The organism is Candidatus Lariskella endosymbiont of Hedychridium roseum, assembly GCF_964020185.1.
Classification (GTDB): Bacteria; Pseudomonadota; Alphaproteobacteria; order Rickettsiales; family Midichloriaceae; genus Lariskella.
The window spans coordinates 806738-823689 of the sequence record NZ_OZ026538.1 but is presented as its reverse complement, the minus strand read 5'-3'; the positions used below and the strand labels follow the sequence as shown (position 1 = coordinate 823689).

General features: G+C 36.0%; 17 protein-coding genes, 1 tRNA gene and 2 pseudogenes. 11 read left to right on the top strand and 9 right to left on the bottom strand.

All coding sequences use genetic code 11. The features are described 5' to 3' along the window. Positions 1–130: 130 nt before the first annotated feature. Positions 131–514 carry a hypothetical protein gene (locus AACK98_RS04200; protein WP_339040220.1) on the top strand — a complete coding sequence of 128 codons (384 nt, stop codon included), beginning with the start codon at positions 131–133 and terminating at the stop codon, positions 512–514. Continuing rightward, the gene (locus AACK98_RS04195; protein ID WP_339042506.1) at positions 418–789 is read left to right on the top strand and encodes an IS1 family transposase; all 372 of its coding nucleotides are present in this window, start codon (positions 418–420) and stop codon (positions 787–789) included. Before AACK98_RS04200 ends, AACK98_RS04195 begins: the two co-directional genes overlap by 97 nt. A gap of 188 nt (positions 790–977) precedes the next feature. Here the strand turns inward: AACK98_RS04195 and AACK98_RS04190 are convergent, their stop codons facing one another. Then, complete coding sequence (locus AACK98_RS04190; protein WP_339040218.1) at positions 978–2345, bottom strand: M23 family metallopeptidase; 1368 nt, start codon at positions 2343–2345, stop codon at positions 978–980. 117 nt (positions 2346–2462) lie between these two features. Here AACK98_RS04190 and fmt point away from each other — a divergent pair, with 117 nt between their 5' ends. Further along, entirely contained in the window at positions 2463–3440 is a 978-nt protein-coding gene (fmt, locus tag AACK98_RS04185; protein ID WP_339040216.1) for a methionyl-tRNA formyltransferase, read from the top strand. 426 nt (positions 3441–3866) lie between these two features. Then, positions 3867–4181, top strand: coding sequence for a hypothetical protein (locus AACK98_RS04180; RefSeq protein WP_339040214.1), 315 nt, complete (start codon positions 3867–3869; stop codon positions 4179–4181). A gap of 98 nt (positions 4182–4279) precedes the next feature. On the opposite strand, the gene AACK98_RS04175 is transcribed toward AACK98_RS04180, so the two are convergent. The 3 genes from AACK98_RS04175 to AACK98_RS04165 form a co-directional block, all read right to left on the bottom strand. Next, positions 4280–5722 carry an amino acid permease gene (locus tag AACK98_RS04175; protein WP_339040212.1) on the bottom strand — a complete coding sequence of 481 codons (1443 nt, stop codon included), beginning with the start codon at positions 5720–5722 and terminating at the stop codon, positions 4280–4282. A gap of 407 nt (positions 5723–6129) precedes the next feature. Continuing rightward, on the bottom strand, positions 6130–6519 hold the full coding sequence (locus tag AACK98_RS04170) for an IS1 family transposase (protein WP_339040210.1): 390 nt from the start codon (positions 6517–6519) through the stop codon (positions 6130–6132). Then, positions 6488–6838: a hypothetical protein gene (locus AACK98_RS04165; RefSeq protein WP_339040208.1), complete on the bottom strand. Its 351-nt coding sequence runs from the start codon at positions 6836–6838 to the stop codon at positions 6488–6490. The genes AACK98_RS04170 and AACK98_RS04165 overlap by 32 nt, the downstream gene beginning before the upstream one ends. Before the next feature lie 270 nt (positions 6839–7108). Here AACK98_RS04165 and rpsP point away from each other — a divergent pair, with 270 nt between their 5' ends. The 4 genes and pseudogenes from rpsP to AACK98_RS04145 all read left to right on the top strand — a co-directional run bounded on the left by rpsP (position 7109) and on the right by AACK98_RS04145 (position 10807). Beyond that, complete coding sequence (gene rpsP, locus AACK98_RS04160; protein ID WP_410519900.1) at positions 7109–7360, top strand: 30S ribosomal protein S16; 252 nt, start codon at positions 7109–7111, stop codon at positions 7358–7360. A 288-nt stretch (positions 7361–7648) separates the two neighbouring features. Next, a complete protein-coding gene (rimM, locus tag AACK98_RS04155) occupies positions 7649–8155 on the top strand; it encodes a ribosome maturation factor RimM (RefSeq protein ID WP_339040206.1) in 507 nt (168 codons plus the stop codon). A 509-nt stretch (positions 8156–8664) separates the two neighbouring features. Beyond that, positions 8665–8740: transfer RNA gene (locus AACK98_RS04150), tRNA-Lys, on the top strand. 1073 nt (positions 8741–9813) lie between these two features. Further along, positions 9814–10807 (top strand): annotated as a pseudogene (locus tag AACK98_RS04145) (IS481 family transposase). A 42-nt stretch (positions 10808–10849) separates the two neighbouring features. Here AACK98_RS04145 and AACK98_RS04140 read toward each other — a convergent pair. Both AACK98_RS04140 and AACK98_RS04135 read right to left on the bottom strand, forming a co-directional pair. Next, positions 10850–11455 carry a GNAT family protein gene (locus tag AACK98_RS04140; protein WP_339040204.1) on the bottom strand — a complete coding sequence of 202 codons (606 nt, stop codon included), beginning with the start codon at positions 11453–11455 and terminating at the stop codon, positions 10850–10852. Between the two features lie 171 nt (positions 11456–11626). Then, a complete protein-coding gene (locus AACK98_RS04135) occupies positions 11627–12427 on the bottom strand; it encodes a fused MFS/spermidine synthase (RefSeq protein ID WP_339040202.1) in 801 nt (266 codons plus the stop codon). Between the two features lie 53 nt (positions 12428–12480). Between AACK98_RS04135 and AACK98_RS04130 the strand changes: the two genes are divergently transcribed. The 3 genes and pseudogenes from AACK98_RS04130 to tnpA form a co-directional block, all read left to right on the top strand. Further along, positions 12481–12924: a hypothetical protein gene (locus AACK98_RS04130; RefSeq protein WP_339040200.1), complete on the top strand. Its 444-nt coding sequence runs from the start codon at positions 12481–12483 to the stop codon at positions 12922–12924. Then, a complete protein-coding gene (locus AACK98_RS04125) occupies positions 12828–13199 on the top strand; it encodes an IS1 family transposase (protein WP_339042581.1) in 372 nt (123 codons plus the stop codon). The genes AACK98_RS04130 and AACK98_RS04125 overlap by 97 nt, the downstream gene beginning before the upstream one ends. Before the next feature lie 433 nt (positions 13200–13632). Then, a pseudogene (tnpA, locus tag AACK98_RS04120) lies at positions 13633–14034 on the top strand (IS200/IS605 family transposase); the annotation flags it as partial. Positions 14035–14591: 557 nt separating this feature from the next. Here the strand turns inward: tnpA and flgH are convergent. From flgH to AACK98_RS04105, 3 genes are all read right to left on the bottom strand, one after another. Further along, complete coding sequence (flgH, locus tag AACK98_RS04115) at positions 14592–15359, bottom strand: flagellar basal body L-ring protein FlgH (RefSeq protein ID WP_339040198.1); 768 nt, start codon at positions 15357–15359, stop codon at positions 14592–14594. Positions 15360–15378: 19 nt separating this feature from the next. Next, the gene (flgA, locus tag AACK98_RS04110) at positions 15379–16020 is read right to left on the bottom strand and encodes a flagellar basal body P-ring formation chaperone FlgA (RefSeq protein WP_339040194.1); all 642 of its coding nucleotides are present in this window, start codon (positions 16018–16020) and stop codon (positions 15379–15381) included. Between the two features lie 149 nt (positions 16021–16169). Continuing rightward, positions 16170–16952: a flagellar hook-basal body complex protein gene (locus AACK98_RS04105; protein ID WP_339040193.1), complete on the bottom strand. Its 783-nt coding sequence runs from the start codon at positions 16950–16952 to the stop codon at positions 16170–16172.

Below are 16952 nucleotides of genomic sequence, written 5' to 3'. Positions count from 1 at the left end.
TAATATTGAGAGTTTTCACAATTAGATAGAAGTATGATATGATCACTTTTTTAAAAACTAAAGAGTGGTTTTATGGTTTGTTGTAAGGGATGTTGCTCTGATATCTTTGTAAAGAATGGCATTGTGAGGGGTGTACAGCGTTATAAGTGCAGATCATGTTCTAAATTTTGTTGAGGGCGATCTGGGCAAGAAGCCTCAAACAGCTGTTAAGAAAGCATTATGCGTTATGCTATATAGTCTTGGTAAGGGCTCTTTTTCTATGTTATGCAAGATATTAGGGCATTCGCCGTCCATAATTTATCGCTGGGTAGTAGAGGCGATGGGCAAGACTCAGGAGCCAGTTGTCTTTTCGGATATTATGGAGATGGAATTCGACGAGATGTGGCATTTTATTGGTTCAAAAAAAACAAGCCTTGGATCATTAAGGCAGTTGATCGTAGTACAAGGAGAACCGTTGCCTGGGTTACAGGCAATCGTGATACTGCAACATTCCAAAAGCTCTACAACAAAGTGAGTCATCTGAAAGAATGTCATTTTTATACGGATGATTGGGATGCTTTTTCTAAAATTTTACCCAAAGAGCGTCATACAATTGGAAAGTCTGGCACAGTATGTATCGAGAGAGATAATAGCAACACGCGACATCATTTATGCCGAATGACACGGCGCACTAAAATCGTTTCTAAAAAAGAGTCAATGGTATACGGATCCATCAAGCTTTGGTGCGCTCTTACTATTACACAAATATTCAAACAATATCAAGAACAGCTCTTATCTATCTTTATGTGAAAACTCTCATAATATTTAATTCAGAAATTAAAAAAGTCATGCCGTTAAAATATTCTCGCGTGCATTTACTTGAGCGCAGTGCCTAATCATACCGTCAAGTTAAAGTCAGAATATGGTGACAATTACAGCAAATTAAGTGTAGATCAAAAATATGAATTAAAGCACATTTAGAAAGTTTATGCTAAGATTTACGACAGTGAGTCTGAAGAAGTAGATTTAGAAACTGTTAGATAAGAAGGATCATTCATAATTTGAAGGATAGTACGTTGCCTTGCTAGAAATGTTAACATCTGCTTCTTATCAAGTGACACAGAATCGCGCACAACACTCAACTTAGAAGGGTTCACTTGCTTACCATCAACATGTACTTCATAATGCAAATGCGGACCAGTTGCAAGACCAGTTGCGCCAACGTATCCTATAATATCTCCTTGTTTGACTTTGCTACCAACCTTTGCATTATTTGAAAACTTATGCAAATGAGCATATAAAGTGGCATACTTGCTGCTATGCTTAATCTTTATATATTTACCATATGTATTATGGCTCTTGACAGATTCAATAATACCATCACCTGCGGCAAAAACAGGAGTTCCAGTCGGTGCAGCGTAGTCAAGGCCTCTATGTACTTTGGAATAGCCAAGTATAGGATGTTTCCTCATGCCGTAGCCAGAACTAATAACAGCACTCTTCACAGGCGTCTTTAAGAGAGCTTTTCTTATGCTGGATCCATCTTTGTAAAAGTATTCAGCTTTTCCGTCTACTAAATCGTATCTATAAATTTCGATCAATCTTCCTTTAATATTAAGAGCCGCATACTGTATTGCTCCATCTTTGACTCTATTGCCTTTATCGTTTACGTGTACATCATATAGTATTTTAAACTTTGTTCCGTTCTCAAGGTCGCGCTGAAAATCCACATCATAACTAAACATCCTGGTGAATTCAGCTGCTAATGTTCCAGAAAGACCACCTTTTCTAGCAGCTCCAAGAAATGTGCTATTCACAACGCCAGATACCAAACGTTTTTGTAGAGTTGTTGGAATAGAAAGAACCTCTGCTATATAAGACTGAAGTGCTGTATTATATTTCACTCTAATCTTGTTGTCTTGGAATGAGATAAAAATAGAATTTGGTGAGCCATTAGTAGTAACAGCTTCATCTTTCTCATTATAAGCAACTAATTCTACCTTTTCTCCAGCTTTGATAGAAGACAACTTAAACACTTTATTTATAGCACTTGTGATAAGAAAAGCACTGTTCTGTGTAACTCCTACATCCTTCAGAATCTGAGACATCGTATCACCAGGAGAGAGTGTTACAGTGGTTTTAAACCCATCAACTACAAACTTACTACTCTTTGCTGCGTCTTTCGCATCAATTTCAAGTTCTTCCATTTCTTGTTCACCAGCACCATAACTCATCTCACTTAAGACAAGTGAAAGTAGAGAGAGATCTTCGCGAGCACTCCTTGGCAATATGTTATACAGCAAAGAAAGAGCGGCTATCACTATTAAAACAAAATGGTACTTATCTATTCTAAACGCAGTTTGCATTGTTTAACTGTTTAACCAGAAACTAAATAATATCACGTAACAGCAACATATAAACTTTTAGCATTAAAATCAAGTATTTAATAATAATATGATATACAAATTGTTGAATTTTCTATCGTGACATTTTACTATTCGCCTGATGTTTTAAATCACTCCTTTTATGGAAAAAATCATATGAATATAGTGTTTATGGGGACTCCGCTGTTTGCTGAGCCTGCATTACTAAGCTTGATAGAGTCTAAGCATAACATTACTGCTGTATATACAAAACCACCATCTCAATCTGGTAGGAGCATGAATGAATCAAAGTCTTTGATTCACAGAGTGGCAGAGTCTTATAACATTCCAGTATTAACTCCAAAAACTTTGCGTAATGATTTAGAGATTGAAAGGTTAAGGTCTTTGTCTCCTGATATAGGTGTAGTTGCAGCATATGGCTTGATACTACCAGAAGATATATTAAGAATTCCAAAATTTGGTTTTGTCAATATACATCCATCAGATCTTCCAAGATGGCGGGGAGCGTCTCCAATTCAGCGTACTTTGCTTGCTGGAGATACTAAAACAGCAATGTGTATAATGCAGATGGACTCAGGGCTTGATACTGGAGACATAATATTAAGACACGAGATACATTTGAGTGATGATATTACTGGTAAAGAATTGCATGATAAAATGGCTCAGCTTGGTGCTGATATGTTAATTGAAGCTATAGGATTGTTTGAGAATAATAGAGCAGTTTTGCAAAAACAATCAGAAGTTGGTGTTACATATGCTGAAAAAATCGACTATAAAGAGGAAAAAATTGATTGGAATCAAGATGTGAAAATGATTTGCAATAAAATTAGAGCATTAAGTCCGAAACCAGGGGCACATTTTATATACAATGGAGAGATAATAAAAATTATAGCAGCAGATTATACTAAAATTGAGCATGGAGAGCAATTTGGGAAAGTGTTAGATAGTAATTTAAAGATAGCATGCAATGGTGGAATTCTGATACCAAAATTACTACAGCGACAAGGACGGAAAATGATATATACAGATGCGTTTTTGAGGGGCTATAAAATAGTAGCTGGTGTAGTTTTGCAATAACAAATCTAAGCGAGAAAGGTACAAACTGTAGTTTCACGTGAAAAGTTTTATGCGCTAAAAATCTTTATTAGCCTATCCGTAAAGAGTAAAAAAATTTTTTTAATTGAGGCGGAATATTAGCATGTAGAAAGATCTCATGTTGAAGCTAAAGGCTTCAACATGAACAAGTGTACTTTGCGAATTTTATTAATGAAAATTCGCATCTAAGGCCTCAAAGAGCATATTTCGCAGAGGTAATTTGTCCAAAATATTATGGATTTTGTTAGGCTCTGCGCTCAAGTAAGTGCACACGCGTGAATTTTGAGAGTTTTCACAATTAGATAGAAGTATGATATGATCACTTTTTTAAAAACTAAAGAGTGGTTTTATGGTTTGTTGTAAGGGATGTTGCTCTGATATCTTTGTAAAGAATGGCATTGTGAGGGGGTGTACAGCGTTATAAGTGCAGATCATGTTCTAAATTTTGTTGAGGGCGATCTGGGCAAGAAGCCTCAAACAGCTGTTAAGAAAGCATTATGCGTTATGCTATATAGTCTTGGTAATGGCTCTTTTTCTATGTTAGGCAAGATATTAGGGCATTCGCCGTCCATAATTTATCGCTGGGTAGTAGAGGCGATGGGCAAGAAGGTAATAAATGCTTATCTGATGGCTTATAACTTTGCAAAACGACTTAAAGCCATTAAAGGCAATACTCCTTGGCAATTTATATTAAAAAATCCTAACCATTACTTCAATGGATAAAACAACTAGCTATATCATCTTCTTCTATTCAATATATAATTGAAAGCTCTACAAAAGCATTGCAAAATGCGCCATTTATTGGCGCATTTTTAGATTCTCTACGCACAGTTTTGCAATTTGCTATTAGATCTGCCATATAAAAAGTATAAAAGTAGTACAAACACCATCCAGCAAGCAGCTCCTATATAAGTTTCTATAGGTAATCCAGCAATAATCTGAATAAGAAGAATGATTCCAAGGAGTGGAATCCAAGGCATCATAGGGCACTTAAAGGCTCTTTCAATATTTGGCTGCGTATAACGAAGATATAAAGCAGCAAAACATGTAATAGCAAATGAGCAAAGCACTCCAAAGTTTGAGAGTTTTACTAATGTATCGAGTGGTACTGTTGCTCCAATTACAGAGATTATAGAGCCTGCAATCATTGTACTTATGTAAGGCGTTTTATACTTTTTATGGCATATGGTTAGTACATCTGGCAATAAACCGTCTTTTGCGATAGTAAAAAGGATTCTAGCAAGGCCATAAAGCATTACTAGTATCACCGAAGTAAGACCTGAGATTGCGCCAACTTTTACAGCAAAAGAGAACCAAGGCATATTCATTCTATCGACTGCGAGTGCTATTGGTTGAGCACCTTTAAATTCGTTATATGGAACAATGCCGGTTAAAACAGCAGACACTAGAACATATGCAATTGTGCACACTAACAGAGAGCCTAGTATCCCAATTGGGAGATCACGCTGTGGATTTTTTGTCTCCTGTGCAGCAGTTGCAACAGAATCGAATCCATTGTATGCAAGAAATACAATCGAAGCACCAGCTATCACGCCTGAAAATCCGAATTTTCCAAACTCGCCTGTATTTTCAGGGATGAATGGTACCCAATTGCTTGGATCAACACTAAATGCACCGAGTATAACGAAAGCAATTAAAACAGACATTTTGATAAAGACTATCACAGAGTTTACCCAAGCTGAAGTTTGTGCACCAAAACACAATAATGTACTTAGTGATAAGACTATAAAAAGTGCTGGTAGATCAAATAGAGCAGGAGCCTCAGTTCCATCTGCTAGAGTGACCATTTGCCCTGTAACTGCTGTGAGTCTTGCAGGTATTATAATGCCAAAATCAGCAAGGAAACTTAGTGTATAACCAGACCATCCACCAGCAACTGATGCTATTATTAGAAAGCTGCCAAGCAGCATAAGTCCTGACATAATGCATGCAGGAAGCTCTCCAAGCGTTGCGTATATATAGGTGTAAGCACTCCCTGAAACTGGTATTGTGGAGGCAAGTTCAGCATAACAGAGACCGGCGCATACACAGGCAGCACCGCTTATTGCAAAAGAAAGAATGATAGCAGGTCCAGCGTGCTGGCTAGCAGCTTCTCCGGTTAATACAAATATTCCTGCTCCGATGATTGCGCCTATTCCAAGAAGGATAAGCTGCCAACCGTTTAAAGAACGCTCAAGATCTTTCGAACTTTCAGCTTGAGATAATAAATCTTTGATAGATTTACGTTTAAAGTATTGTTTCACTTATGCAATCATATTTTTATATTGAACTAAAGCAATTTAATTACACCCGTAATATTTCATAGTCAACCATTATACTGATTTCAACTTTTCCTGTGCCTAGTTTATATGAGCAAATGATCGGCGAATGTTAAAAAAACATTGCATGATTTTTAATGATTTATTTTGCGCTTAAATATTGGTTTTTATAAATTGTAATGACAGTGTTTTTGCATATTTTTACGATTAATATGATAAATATTGAATTATATGGCGGGGTATGTGATATATCATCATATTATGATGATATACATATTTAAAGTGATGTTTGTGTTAATGTTGTTTTGTTTTGGTCTTTTATTTAAGTTTGATGTGCAGTCTTAGCGTTGTGTGATTTAGCTTTGTTGTTGAGCGTTATCTTTTCGGCATTGCTAACTAAAGATAGATATCAGCAAGTCTTTATTAAAAAGCATTAGGATAGAGTTATAGATCATATCTATGGCCTTACTGTAACGTTTGGTTTTACGATGAAACCTGGCTAAATAGTGCCGTATTAATGAGTTGAATGATTCCACTAAAGACGTTTCTGCCTTAGTAGAATAGTGTTTTTTAGCAATCCTAAATTTTTCATAAACGTCGTAATGGTCACTGCATGATATCTCTATCTCGTAGCTACTTTGTAATCGCATGGCAATCGGAAGATAGGATGCAAAATCCCTGACAATGCTCACTTCAAAATCAACAACTTTATTTCTGTCCCTATCAACAGCAAGCCAAATGTAGACTTTGTTAGTTTTTTTGGCAATAACTAAAAAGCTCATCCAGCTCAATAATTGAGATTTGCTTGGCATCCTCAGGTATCGTAACATCATTCAGCCTTTGTTTTAGAAGCTTTGAGAATTTTCTAATCCACTTTATTATAAGTGAACTCGAGACCTTTTCTAATCTCTCGATTGATCTAATTCCAACTCCCTCCAGATACATACTAACAACCTTCATCTTTTTATTAAGGCTGTACTTTACTCTCATATCTCCAGACTTATAGCTCTTTTTACACTCTAGGCACTTATACCTCTGACGACCTTTAATATAGCCATTCTTTGTGCTTCCTATGCTGCCACAATGCTTACAACTTAACATATATAATGCTTCCAATATAACTTACTATCAAGGCAGTATACATATACGCGAATTTAAAAGCAAAATCTATTCTTGGTTAGCAATGCCATCTTTTCTTTTGCTTATAGTTTGCTTTTTTGTATCATTTAGTTTAAGTTGTATAAAGATTGTTTTGATTATGAAAGTTAATTTATGATTGCAGTGCCAAAGGGCTTTACAAATCATAAAAACTCATTTAATAATCGACTTGGTCCATTTTGGAATTTGTAGTGAATTTAGATTAGTTGCTATATGGCTGTAAAGATAAGATTAGCTAGAGCTGGCGCAAAGAAGAGGCCGTTCTATCATGTGGTTGTTACGGATGTTCGTTCTCCGAGAGATAGCAATTTCTTAGAGAAAGTAGGTTATTATAACCCATTGCTTCCTAGTGATCATAGTGAACGCGTTGTTCTCAAAAGTGATAGAGTGAAACATTGGCTTTCTGTTGGTGCTAAGCCGACTGAGGTTGTTCAGAAGTTTTGTAAAAAATTAGCTGTGATATAGTTGTTTTCTGGTTTTGTGCTAACCATTGTTTGCTGAAAGTGGTATTTCAATTTTTACAAATCAGTGTTTCGTTGTTGGTCTGGCGTATTATATAAGGTCTATGCTGTTTGTGTATTGTGTTGAAAGCTCTTCTTTTTAGGCAATTTCTTAACTAGTCATGAGAAAGATGTGGAGAGCTGGTTTTTAGGGCGCATGTGGTGTGTTGTATTATGACTGATATGTTTTGGTTACTTCCTTGTTTTATTGCTTGGGAAGTTCTTTTTGCTTATGTGCTTTAATTGAGTTGAAATGAACAATTTTGATATTTGTATCGGCATTATTACTGCCGTCTATGGTGTAAAGGGTTACGTTAGGATATGCTCGTTTGCTGAGAATCCTGAGGATTTTATGAGCTTTAGTCGGGTGTTCGATAGAGATATGATGGAGTACAAGCTGCAAATAATTTCTTCCAGAAACAACAAGATTATTGCAGCAATAGAGGGTGTTAACTCTAGAGCTCAGGCTGAAAAGCTTTGCAATAAGCAGCTCTTTATTAAACGTTCGGAGCTTCCTGTGCCTGAGCAGGATCAATTCTATCATGCAGATCTTTGTGGTATGACTGCTAAGCTCACTAGTGGTGAGTCTATTGGTATAGTGAAGAATGTGTTTAACTTTGGTGCTGGCGATCTTCTTGAGATATGTGATATCACTTCTGAGAGAACATTATATCACCCATTCACCAGAGTTTTTGTGCCAGAGGTGAATTTAGAAGGGCGGTACCTTGTGCTTGAGTATGTGGATGAGGTAATTGAGTAAAAATGTTTTGCGCTTTTTGTATGTCTGTGATATACAGTATTTTTTGCGCGTCCAGCAAACAGGGGCTGTTGTAAGCTTTGCAGTTTTATGCTGGCGTTTGTTTTTTATGAAGAATGGTGCTTAACTTTTCGTTGCGTCATAATTCTTGAAATGCAGAATTTGTGTTGGTTGTAAGCAAATGTACCACATAGGAATCCAGTAGAGAAAATGGCAAAATTGCCAAAACCTTATGGATTTTGTTAAGTAGTATTAGTATTTGTTAGGTACATGATAAATTATATATCTGAAAATTAGCGCAGGGTTGTGCCTAGAGCTAATTTTTGTATATTTAATTTTCTGCAAAAATTATTTGCGCAGCAGATCAATTTTTGATGGAGGAGCCAACTTTCGTGGTGTATGCTGCAGCCTTTGTTTTTCTGCTAGCTTACCTGGAATTCTATAGTTTAAGCTAAGGGGTTCCTTATTTTGTTGTTTACTCATGGCTTTCGATAGCCAAGCTTTTTATTTGTGATCCCGTAGCTCAGCCGGTAGAGCAACTGACTTTTAATCAGTAGGTCACGCGTTCGAATCGCGTCGGGATCACCACCTTTTTTAGTATGCTGCAAATATTTCTCAATCAGGTTAGAAGATCCTTATAGTAAGTATTAATGAAATTTATCAGCAAAAAATAATAAAAGTACTGATACTATTTTCTATATTTTCTATGTATTGCTTACAATATCGTTCTCATAGTTATCAGTGCTTATGATCACAAGATGTAGGGAAGTTATTTGCTTTATACAACAAGTATTCAATACATCAGATTATATGTAGAGAGAGTATATACTCGCGTTGTGCATGCATCATCACTTCCTAAGAAGCGGAGGATTTATGTTGGCCTGCAAAATTATGCTGTACCGAAAGTCCAGTAGAAGGAGTGGCAACATTGCCAAAAACTTTATGGATTTTGTTAAATAGTATTTACAAGTGTCGAACAGACTATATACTCGTCATACTTTTCAAAATTGGCATCGTCAGTCAAAAAATGCTATTTGTGTATTTTGTATACACATGCGCCTCTATTATTCCTAGTGCGTGCACCAAAAGTTTCAGAAGCGGCATGAAATGGTGCCACAAGTGTTAAAATAGCGCTTTAACTCCGTAAGAAAATGTTATAATAAATGCAAAAACCTTACGGATTTTGTGAAAGTAGTGTTTGCGCGCGGCACTGTACCAATTAATATATCCAAAAATTAGCGCAGAGTCGAATTCCTGGGCTAATTTTTGCACATTTCACTTCTCCACAAAAATTTATTTGTTTGCGTATATCAATTTTTGGCGGATGGAATAGCTATATTTCAAAAATTTGCGCCTAAAGATCGCTTGTTATGTGTGATTATACATATGCTCATTGCGTTCTTTTTGGTTCTTTTTAAAATATAGCTTCGTATCAAGATATGAAATGCCAACTCTTTATTTACCTGCGGTATACAAGGAATTGGCAAGGTTTTTTTATGTATTTATCTGTATTAGTCGACATTTTATCTTACATTTAGTAAATTAAATTAGTTATTAAATGGAGATAAGCAATGAACTTAAATCAAAAAATCATCAAACCGAAACTAGGTTTACTTGAATTGGCAAAAAGCCTTGGTAGTATATAGTCTGCATGTAAGGCAATGTGTTATAGTAGAGATAGCTATTACAGATTTAAAGAACTATATGAAACAGGAGGAGAAGAAGCGCTATACGAGATAAGTCGCAAGAAGCCAATAATCGCTAATAGAGTAGATCCTGCAGTAGAAAAAGCAGTAGTTGATATGGCGATAGAGTACAGCATATGGACAACTTAGAGTATCAAATGAGCTGAAGAAGAGTGGTATACTTGTTTCTCCTGGAGGAGTAAGATCGATTTGGTTACGTAATGATTTGAATAATATCAATAAAAGATTGAAAGCCTTAGAAGCTAAGATGGCCCAAGATGGTATTATATTGACCGAAGCACAGCTGCAAGTACTAGAGAAACGCCGTAATGAAAAAGAAGCACATGGAGAAATTGAGACACAACATCCAGGTTATTTAGGTTGCCAAGACACATATTATGTAGGCAATTTCAAAGGGATAGGAAAGGTTTATGCTCAGGTATTTATTGATAGCTACAGTAGATTTGCTGATGCTAAACTGTATACTGACAAAACTGCGATTACTGCTGCTGATATGCTAAATGATCGAGTGTTACCATGGTATGAGAGTCAAGGGATACCGATGCTTCGTATTCTTACAGATCGTGGAGGAGAATATAAGGGAAATATAGAACATCATGCTTTTGAGTTATTTCTCAGTATAGAAGGTATAGAGCATACAACAACTAAAGCATATTCACCTCAAACTAATGGTATGTGTGAACGTTTTAATAAAACTATGAAACAAGAATTCTTTGATACAGCTATGCGTAAAAAGATTTATACATCATTGGATGACTTGCAATTAGATCTTGATATTTGGTTAGAATATTTCAACAATGAAAGACCTCATTCTGGTAAATATTGTTATGGAAAAACACCTATGCAAACTTTTTTGGATAGTAAAAAGTTAGCTGTGGAAAAGAATAATGAAATCTTGTATCTCAGTTACATATCTGACAGTCAAAACTTAACTGACAAGCAGATATAAAATTTATAACTGTCTGTAAGATCAAATCTTGACTTCTACAAATCATTGCCTTAACCAATCGTTCTTAAACAATACATAAGTTTCTATATCGACAAACTCTCCTCTGACTTTCCTGTATGCTTTCATGAGTGCTTCGCGAGTAAAGCCATGCTTTTCTAGAAATTTTTGCGATGCAATGTTATGCGTCATGGTTTTTGCTTCCATTCTGTGGATTTGCATATTTGTGAAGGCAAAATCAAGCACTTGTGACATAGTAGCACTCATAATTCCTCTTCTCCAATATTGACTCATAAGCTCATAGCTTATTTCAGCTCTATTGTTGTAGAAGCTCCAGCTGTTAAAACCTATAGTACCTATTAAGTTGTTTGTCTTTGCTTCTGCTATACACCAATAAATAGAATGTTTCATGTAAAATAACGAACTCCAAAATTTTATTTCTTCTATTGCAGCTTCAGGAGAGCGAGGGATATCTTCATCAGATAAATATTGACTCACATTTGGATCCGAAAGAAGCTGATAATACCTAATGTTATCAGCAAGCATAAGCTCACGCAAAATAAAATCTCCAAATCTGATAATTGGAAACTTTCTAAAAAACTTTTCTTTGTTTAATTGAGGTTGTGATGTCATTTCTTTGATATCTCTCATATTTCAAGCTCTAATGTCTGACTTATACAGCACTTTAACTTATACCAACACTAAGAAGAAATAAATTTATATATAGCTTTGCCATTTCATTTTATAATCTTTCTTATAAGAAAATTGATCCATAATTTCCATCTAAAATAGATATAATTGCAAATAATTTAGCTGAAATAGCTATTCTATAGTGAATTTTTTCAACAACAAGTCTGAGTCAATATCTAAACTACTAAACTTTTCTCTCCAAAGCTTGGCATTCATCGAAATAATGTCCATATTAAGTAATGGCTCTTTTGTTGCAAGTATCACACGATTTTGAGTACTTAAGCTCCAGAATTTACCGAAAATCGCATGATATAGCTCTGTTTCTCTTTCATAGTGTTTGCTACTTGTAAATGTGTTAACTGCAAGTATGCCACCATCTCTCATAATTTCCTTTAGTTGCATTACAAACTCTTTTTTTAAAAAATGATCAGGTATATAATCTTGATCAAATGCATCCATTATTATAAAATCGTAACCCTGTTTGCTATACTGCTGCGCTTTGTGTCTGATAAATTCCGCTCCGTCCATAATGACTATGTTAGTTTTCTCAGTAGCATTGAAGAAAAAGTATTGTTTCGCTACGTATGGCATGTCACTATTTATCTCAACTATGTCAAGCGTGACATCAGGTAGCAAAGCAAGAATTGCTTTTGCTAGTGTTCCACCGCCAAGACCTATCATCAATACCTTTTTTGGTCCTGTGTTTATATAAAGAGCAGATAAAATTGATTTTTGATAATCGAATACTATTTTGTCTACATCAGCGAGCATTATACAGCTCTGCCTAGATAATCTACCAAGCCTCGGATCTTTAAATGATAGACACCTCTCTTTTGATGTATCATAAATCCACATTTTGCCATGCTCGTTTTTTATAATGTCTATTACTTTTACTTCTGAACTAAAAAACATATACAATTCGAGAGTTTTCACAATTAGATAGAAGTATGATATGATCACTTTTTTAAAAACTAAAGAGTGGTTTTATGGTTTGTTGTAAGGGATGTTGCTCTGATATCTTTGTAAAGAATGGCATTGTGAGGGGTGTACAGCGTTATAAGTGCAGATCATGCTTTCTAAATTTTGTTAAGGGCGATCTGGGCAAGAAGCCTCAAACAGCTGTTAAGAAAGCATTATGCGTTATGCTATATAGTCTTGGTAATGGCTCTTTTTCTATGTTATGCAAGATATTATGGCATTCGCCGTCCATAATTTATCGCTGGGTAGTAGAGGCGATGGGCAAGACTCAGGAGCCAGTTGTCTCTTCGGATATTATGGAGATGGAATTCGACGAGATGTGGCATTTTATTGGTTCAAAAAAAACAAGCTTTGGATCATTAAGGCAGTTGATCGTAGTACAAGGAGAACAGTTGCCTGGGTTACAGGCAATCGTGATACTGCAACATTCCAAAAGCTCTACAACAAAGTGAGTCATCTGAAAGAATGTCGTTTTTATACGGATGATTGGGATGCTTTTTCTAAAATTTTACCCAAAGAGCGTCATACAATTGGAAAGTCTGGCACAGTATGTATCGAGAGAGATAATAGCAACACGCGACATCATTTATGCCGAATGACACGGCGCACTAAAATCGTTTCTAAAAAAGAGTCAATGGTATACAGATCCATCAAGCTTTGGTGCGCTCTTACTATTACACAAATATTCAAACAATATCAAGAACAGCTCTTATCTATCTTTATGTGAAAACTCTCATTTTTTTTAATACTTACTTCATTTTTCGAAGCAGCATCAAAGAAAGTGATTAGAATTTCAGCATCTCCTAGCTTCAAAATATGGAAGAAAAATTGCTCATCATTTAATAGCTCTGGAGATATAACATAATTCTATGGTCTCTTCTGTGCGTTTCATAAGTAAATTCCTGAAAATACATTAATATGCGATGAATGTAGGGATCGTTGCGCGTATTAGTTTTAAATATCTCTATTTTAGCTGGCAACTCTTGATAATAAAGAGAAAACCGCATATTTTTGCCGCTTTATTGAAGTAATTGGCATTGTATGTAGTTATATGTGATATGGTTAACACCCTCGCCTTTAGGCGAACACTTTAGTATTAGTTATCTAGGAAATGTGCTAAGGGAGGACGAATGGAATATAGGAGATGATCCCACAGCCTATATGACCTAAAGTATCATATAGTATTTTGTACTAAGTATAGGTATAGAGTTTTAACTGGGCAAGTTGCGATTAGAACTAGGGAAGTAATCCGAGAAATATGTGCTGCTAATTACATAAATATAATTAGTGGCAGTATGAGTCCTGATCACGTACATATATTAGCATTGGTTCCGCCTAGTATATCAATATCTAAAGCTGTGCAATATATTAAAGGTATAAGTAGTCGTAAGTTGCTACAGGAATTTGCACTGCTCCGTAAGCGGTATTGTGGACAACATCTTTGGGCCAGAGGGTATTTTGTTGTGACAGTTGGCAATGTGAATTCAGAAGAAGTGCAAAAATATATAGAACAGCATGAGGAACATCACAAAAAAGATGATTTTAGAATATCAGAGTTTTAGCGTTTACGCTTTTAACCTGCTTTGCAAGCGTTACACAAACTACCGCGCTTTAGCCGGTAGTAATTGATGTTGGATGCACATTGTAAACAAATTGATCTGCTCTAGTCAATTAAATATTTGAAGATTTTTATGGAGAATTTGTGAATTATTCCGCTAAGTTGCGATTTATTCTTCCTTTAAAGGATAGTAAAATTGCTAAGAAAGCTTATATGCATGGTGCGGCTTTGAGAATATTCGCACGAAGTCCTTGTAAAACTCTTGGCTTTTAGGACTTGCATGTGAATATATAGTCTGTTAGTCAAAAATCGATTTACTGCGCAAATAAATTGTTGCCGAAAGTGAAGCTTATTACATAATCGCGCTGCATATCATAATAGATCTCTTGCAGAACCTATTTGTGAGGAGTGAATGGTACGGGGGCCCTTGAGACGCGCAAAGGAGGCATGTATTCTAATATACTAACGCGACCTTTAGCATTGAAGCGACGCACCGGGCGTCATCAGAAATTGAGTTATGCAACGCTTCTTTTGCAATAAAGCTAGCGCAGTGCCATAAAATTAGAAAGGAGATATTATATCAAGCACCTGTTTGCCGTATCTGTCTTGCTGATAATCCGAAATTTGGCCTCTACCACCATAAGATAACCTTGCTTCTGCAATTTGATCTAGATTTATTGCATTATCACTACTAATATCTTCTGGGCGTACTATACCATTAATAGTCACCTCTCTTAGCTCAAGATTTACACGGATCTCTTGAGATCCTTGTATAAGTAAATTTCCACTTGGTAGTATGCGTACAACAGTTGCTGCAATGGTAGTTGTCATGTCTTCTTTCCTGTCTATCTTACCATGACCAGAACTTGTATCTGAAGAGCTGGTACCAATTAGTTTTTTCGAATTTATACTCTTTTCAAGCCCAAAGAAGTTTGGAATTCCCATATCAGAATCCGCAGCTCTGCTCTTATCTATTTTGTTATCGAGCTTGGCTCTATCTTGAATGTTTATTTTAACCTTTACAATATCTCCAACAGCTCTTGCGCGCTGATCTCTAAAAAATGTTCTTGACCCTGGTCTCCAAAGAGAATTAACACTTCTAACATCTGAATCTACTACTAGAACTTGTGGATGAGCTATAAGTTGAGCCTTTGCAGCGTTATTGTTTTTCTCTTGATCTTTAACATTGACTTCATGAAATGCAGGTGCATTGCCAACATTCTTTAGTTTATCAATCATAGAGCTACATCCAGCAATAAGCTGTGAAGACACAAAAATCACACTCACAAAAGCGATGCGCCTAACTTTCAATTTAACTAATTGCTTCATAACCACAATATATAAAAATCTATTCCACCAATACAACCTTACTTTTCAGCACTCTACCGCTTAATGTTTTATTTGTGTCATCATTCCTTACTCTTATTACTTCATTTTTCCCGCCATCCTCAAGCGCCACGCCAGTAGCTTCTATTGTAAGAGCTCCCTTGTGATATAATATATTCACATTTTCTCCGCTCTTAACTACCGGAATACTTTTCACATCACTCATCCGAATAGGCTTATTTGCTGCTAATACCTTTTTTGTCTTTCTACCAAGCAGTAAATCTTTAGATGAAGCATATTCTCCTCTGTAACGTGACACTGGAAACTTAGCAAGCGCCAGATCAGATTCTGTAATTATCGCACCGTGGTGTATAGTAGAAAGAGGCACAACCAGGTGTCTTGCGTTTTCAAATGTTGCAAATACCTTGTAGTGCATACCACCAACATCTAGAATTACTTCTGTAGTCTTTCCACTGTTCATGTCAAAAGAAACTAACTCAAAATCCGCATTTTTCGGTAACGCTCTAATATCTTTAAACTTTACTATTAATGGCCCTCTAATTCCTGACTCTTCCAGCTTAATCTCAAGAAGCGATTCTATATCAGTAAGCGAACTTCCAAAACATGTAGTATATGCAAAAGAAATATAACAAAAAAACAGCAAAAGCACGCGTAGTGTGAGGAACTGCACAGTATATAAAACACAACTATCACCACACAACTGCTCATCATTTTTTTGAGTATTTAAACAAAACAGCTTCATACCGCAATCGTATAAAAATATTCAAACATATTCTATGCAAGAGAGAAGGATTATACCTTTATCTCTATCAATCCTTTCTCAGCTTGGTAACCGCCATTTAAGCAATTAAGCACCATGCTATGAATTTGTTGCAAATCCAACATAGAAAGAAGAGCTTTTATACTATTCACATTTGACCCTTCTAAGAAATACTGCCTTATTTTTCCATAATTATCTTCGTTTGCAGTTCCCTCTTGAGGGTCACCTGAAGCGTCAGTCGGCATATAAAGGTTATCACCTATAGCTTCCAGACCTGCAGGATTTATAAACCTTGTTAGTAAGATTTGCCCAACAGGCTGAGGTTCCTGTTGATTTGGCAATGTGACCCATACCTGCCCATCTTCTGCGATTGTCAGGTCTTTACTTTCCAGTGGAATCTCTATCTGTGCTTCCAATTCATATTTATCAGAAGCAACTATGCGACCCAAGTTATTACGACTCAGAGCACCATTTCTAGTATATGCTATTCTTCCATCTGGCAATATCACTGAAATAAATCCAATACCATCTATCGCTATGTGATAAGGACTATCTGCTTTATTGAGTGGACCCTGAGCAAAATTCTTCGTTATGCTAGAAACTGTTACACCTCTTCCAAGCTGTATCATATTTGGTACGCCATCTGTTGCTGTAATTCCAAGTCTTTGAGAACTCTGATAGGTTAAATCAGCAAATTCAAACTCACTGCTCTTATAAGCAGTAGTGTTATAATTCGCTAAGTTATTCGTAACATTTCGCATAGCATCACTAATTGCCATTAATGCTGTTGCTGCAACTGGTGAATTTTGTGGCAT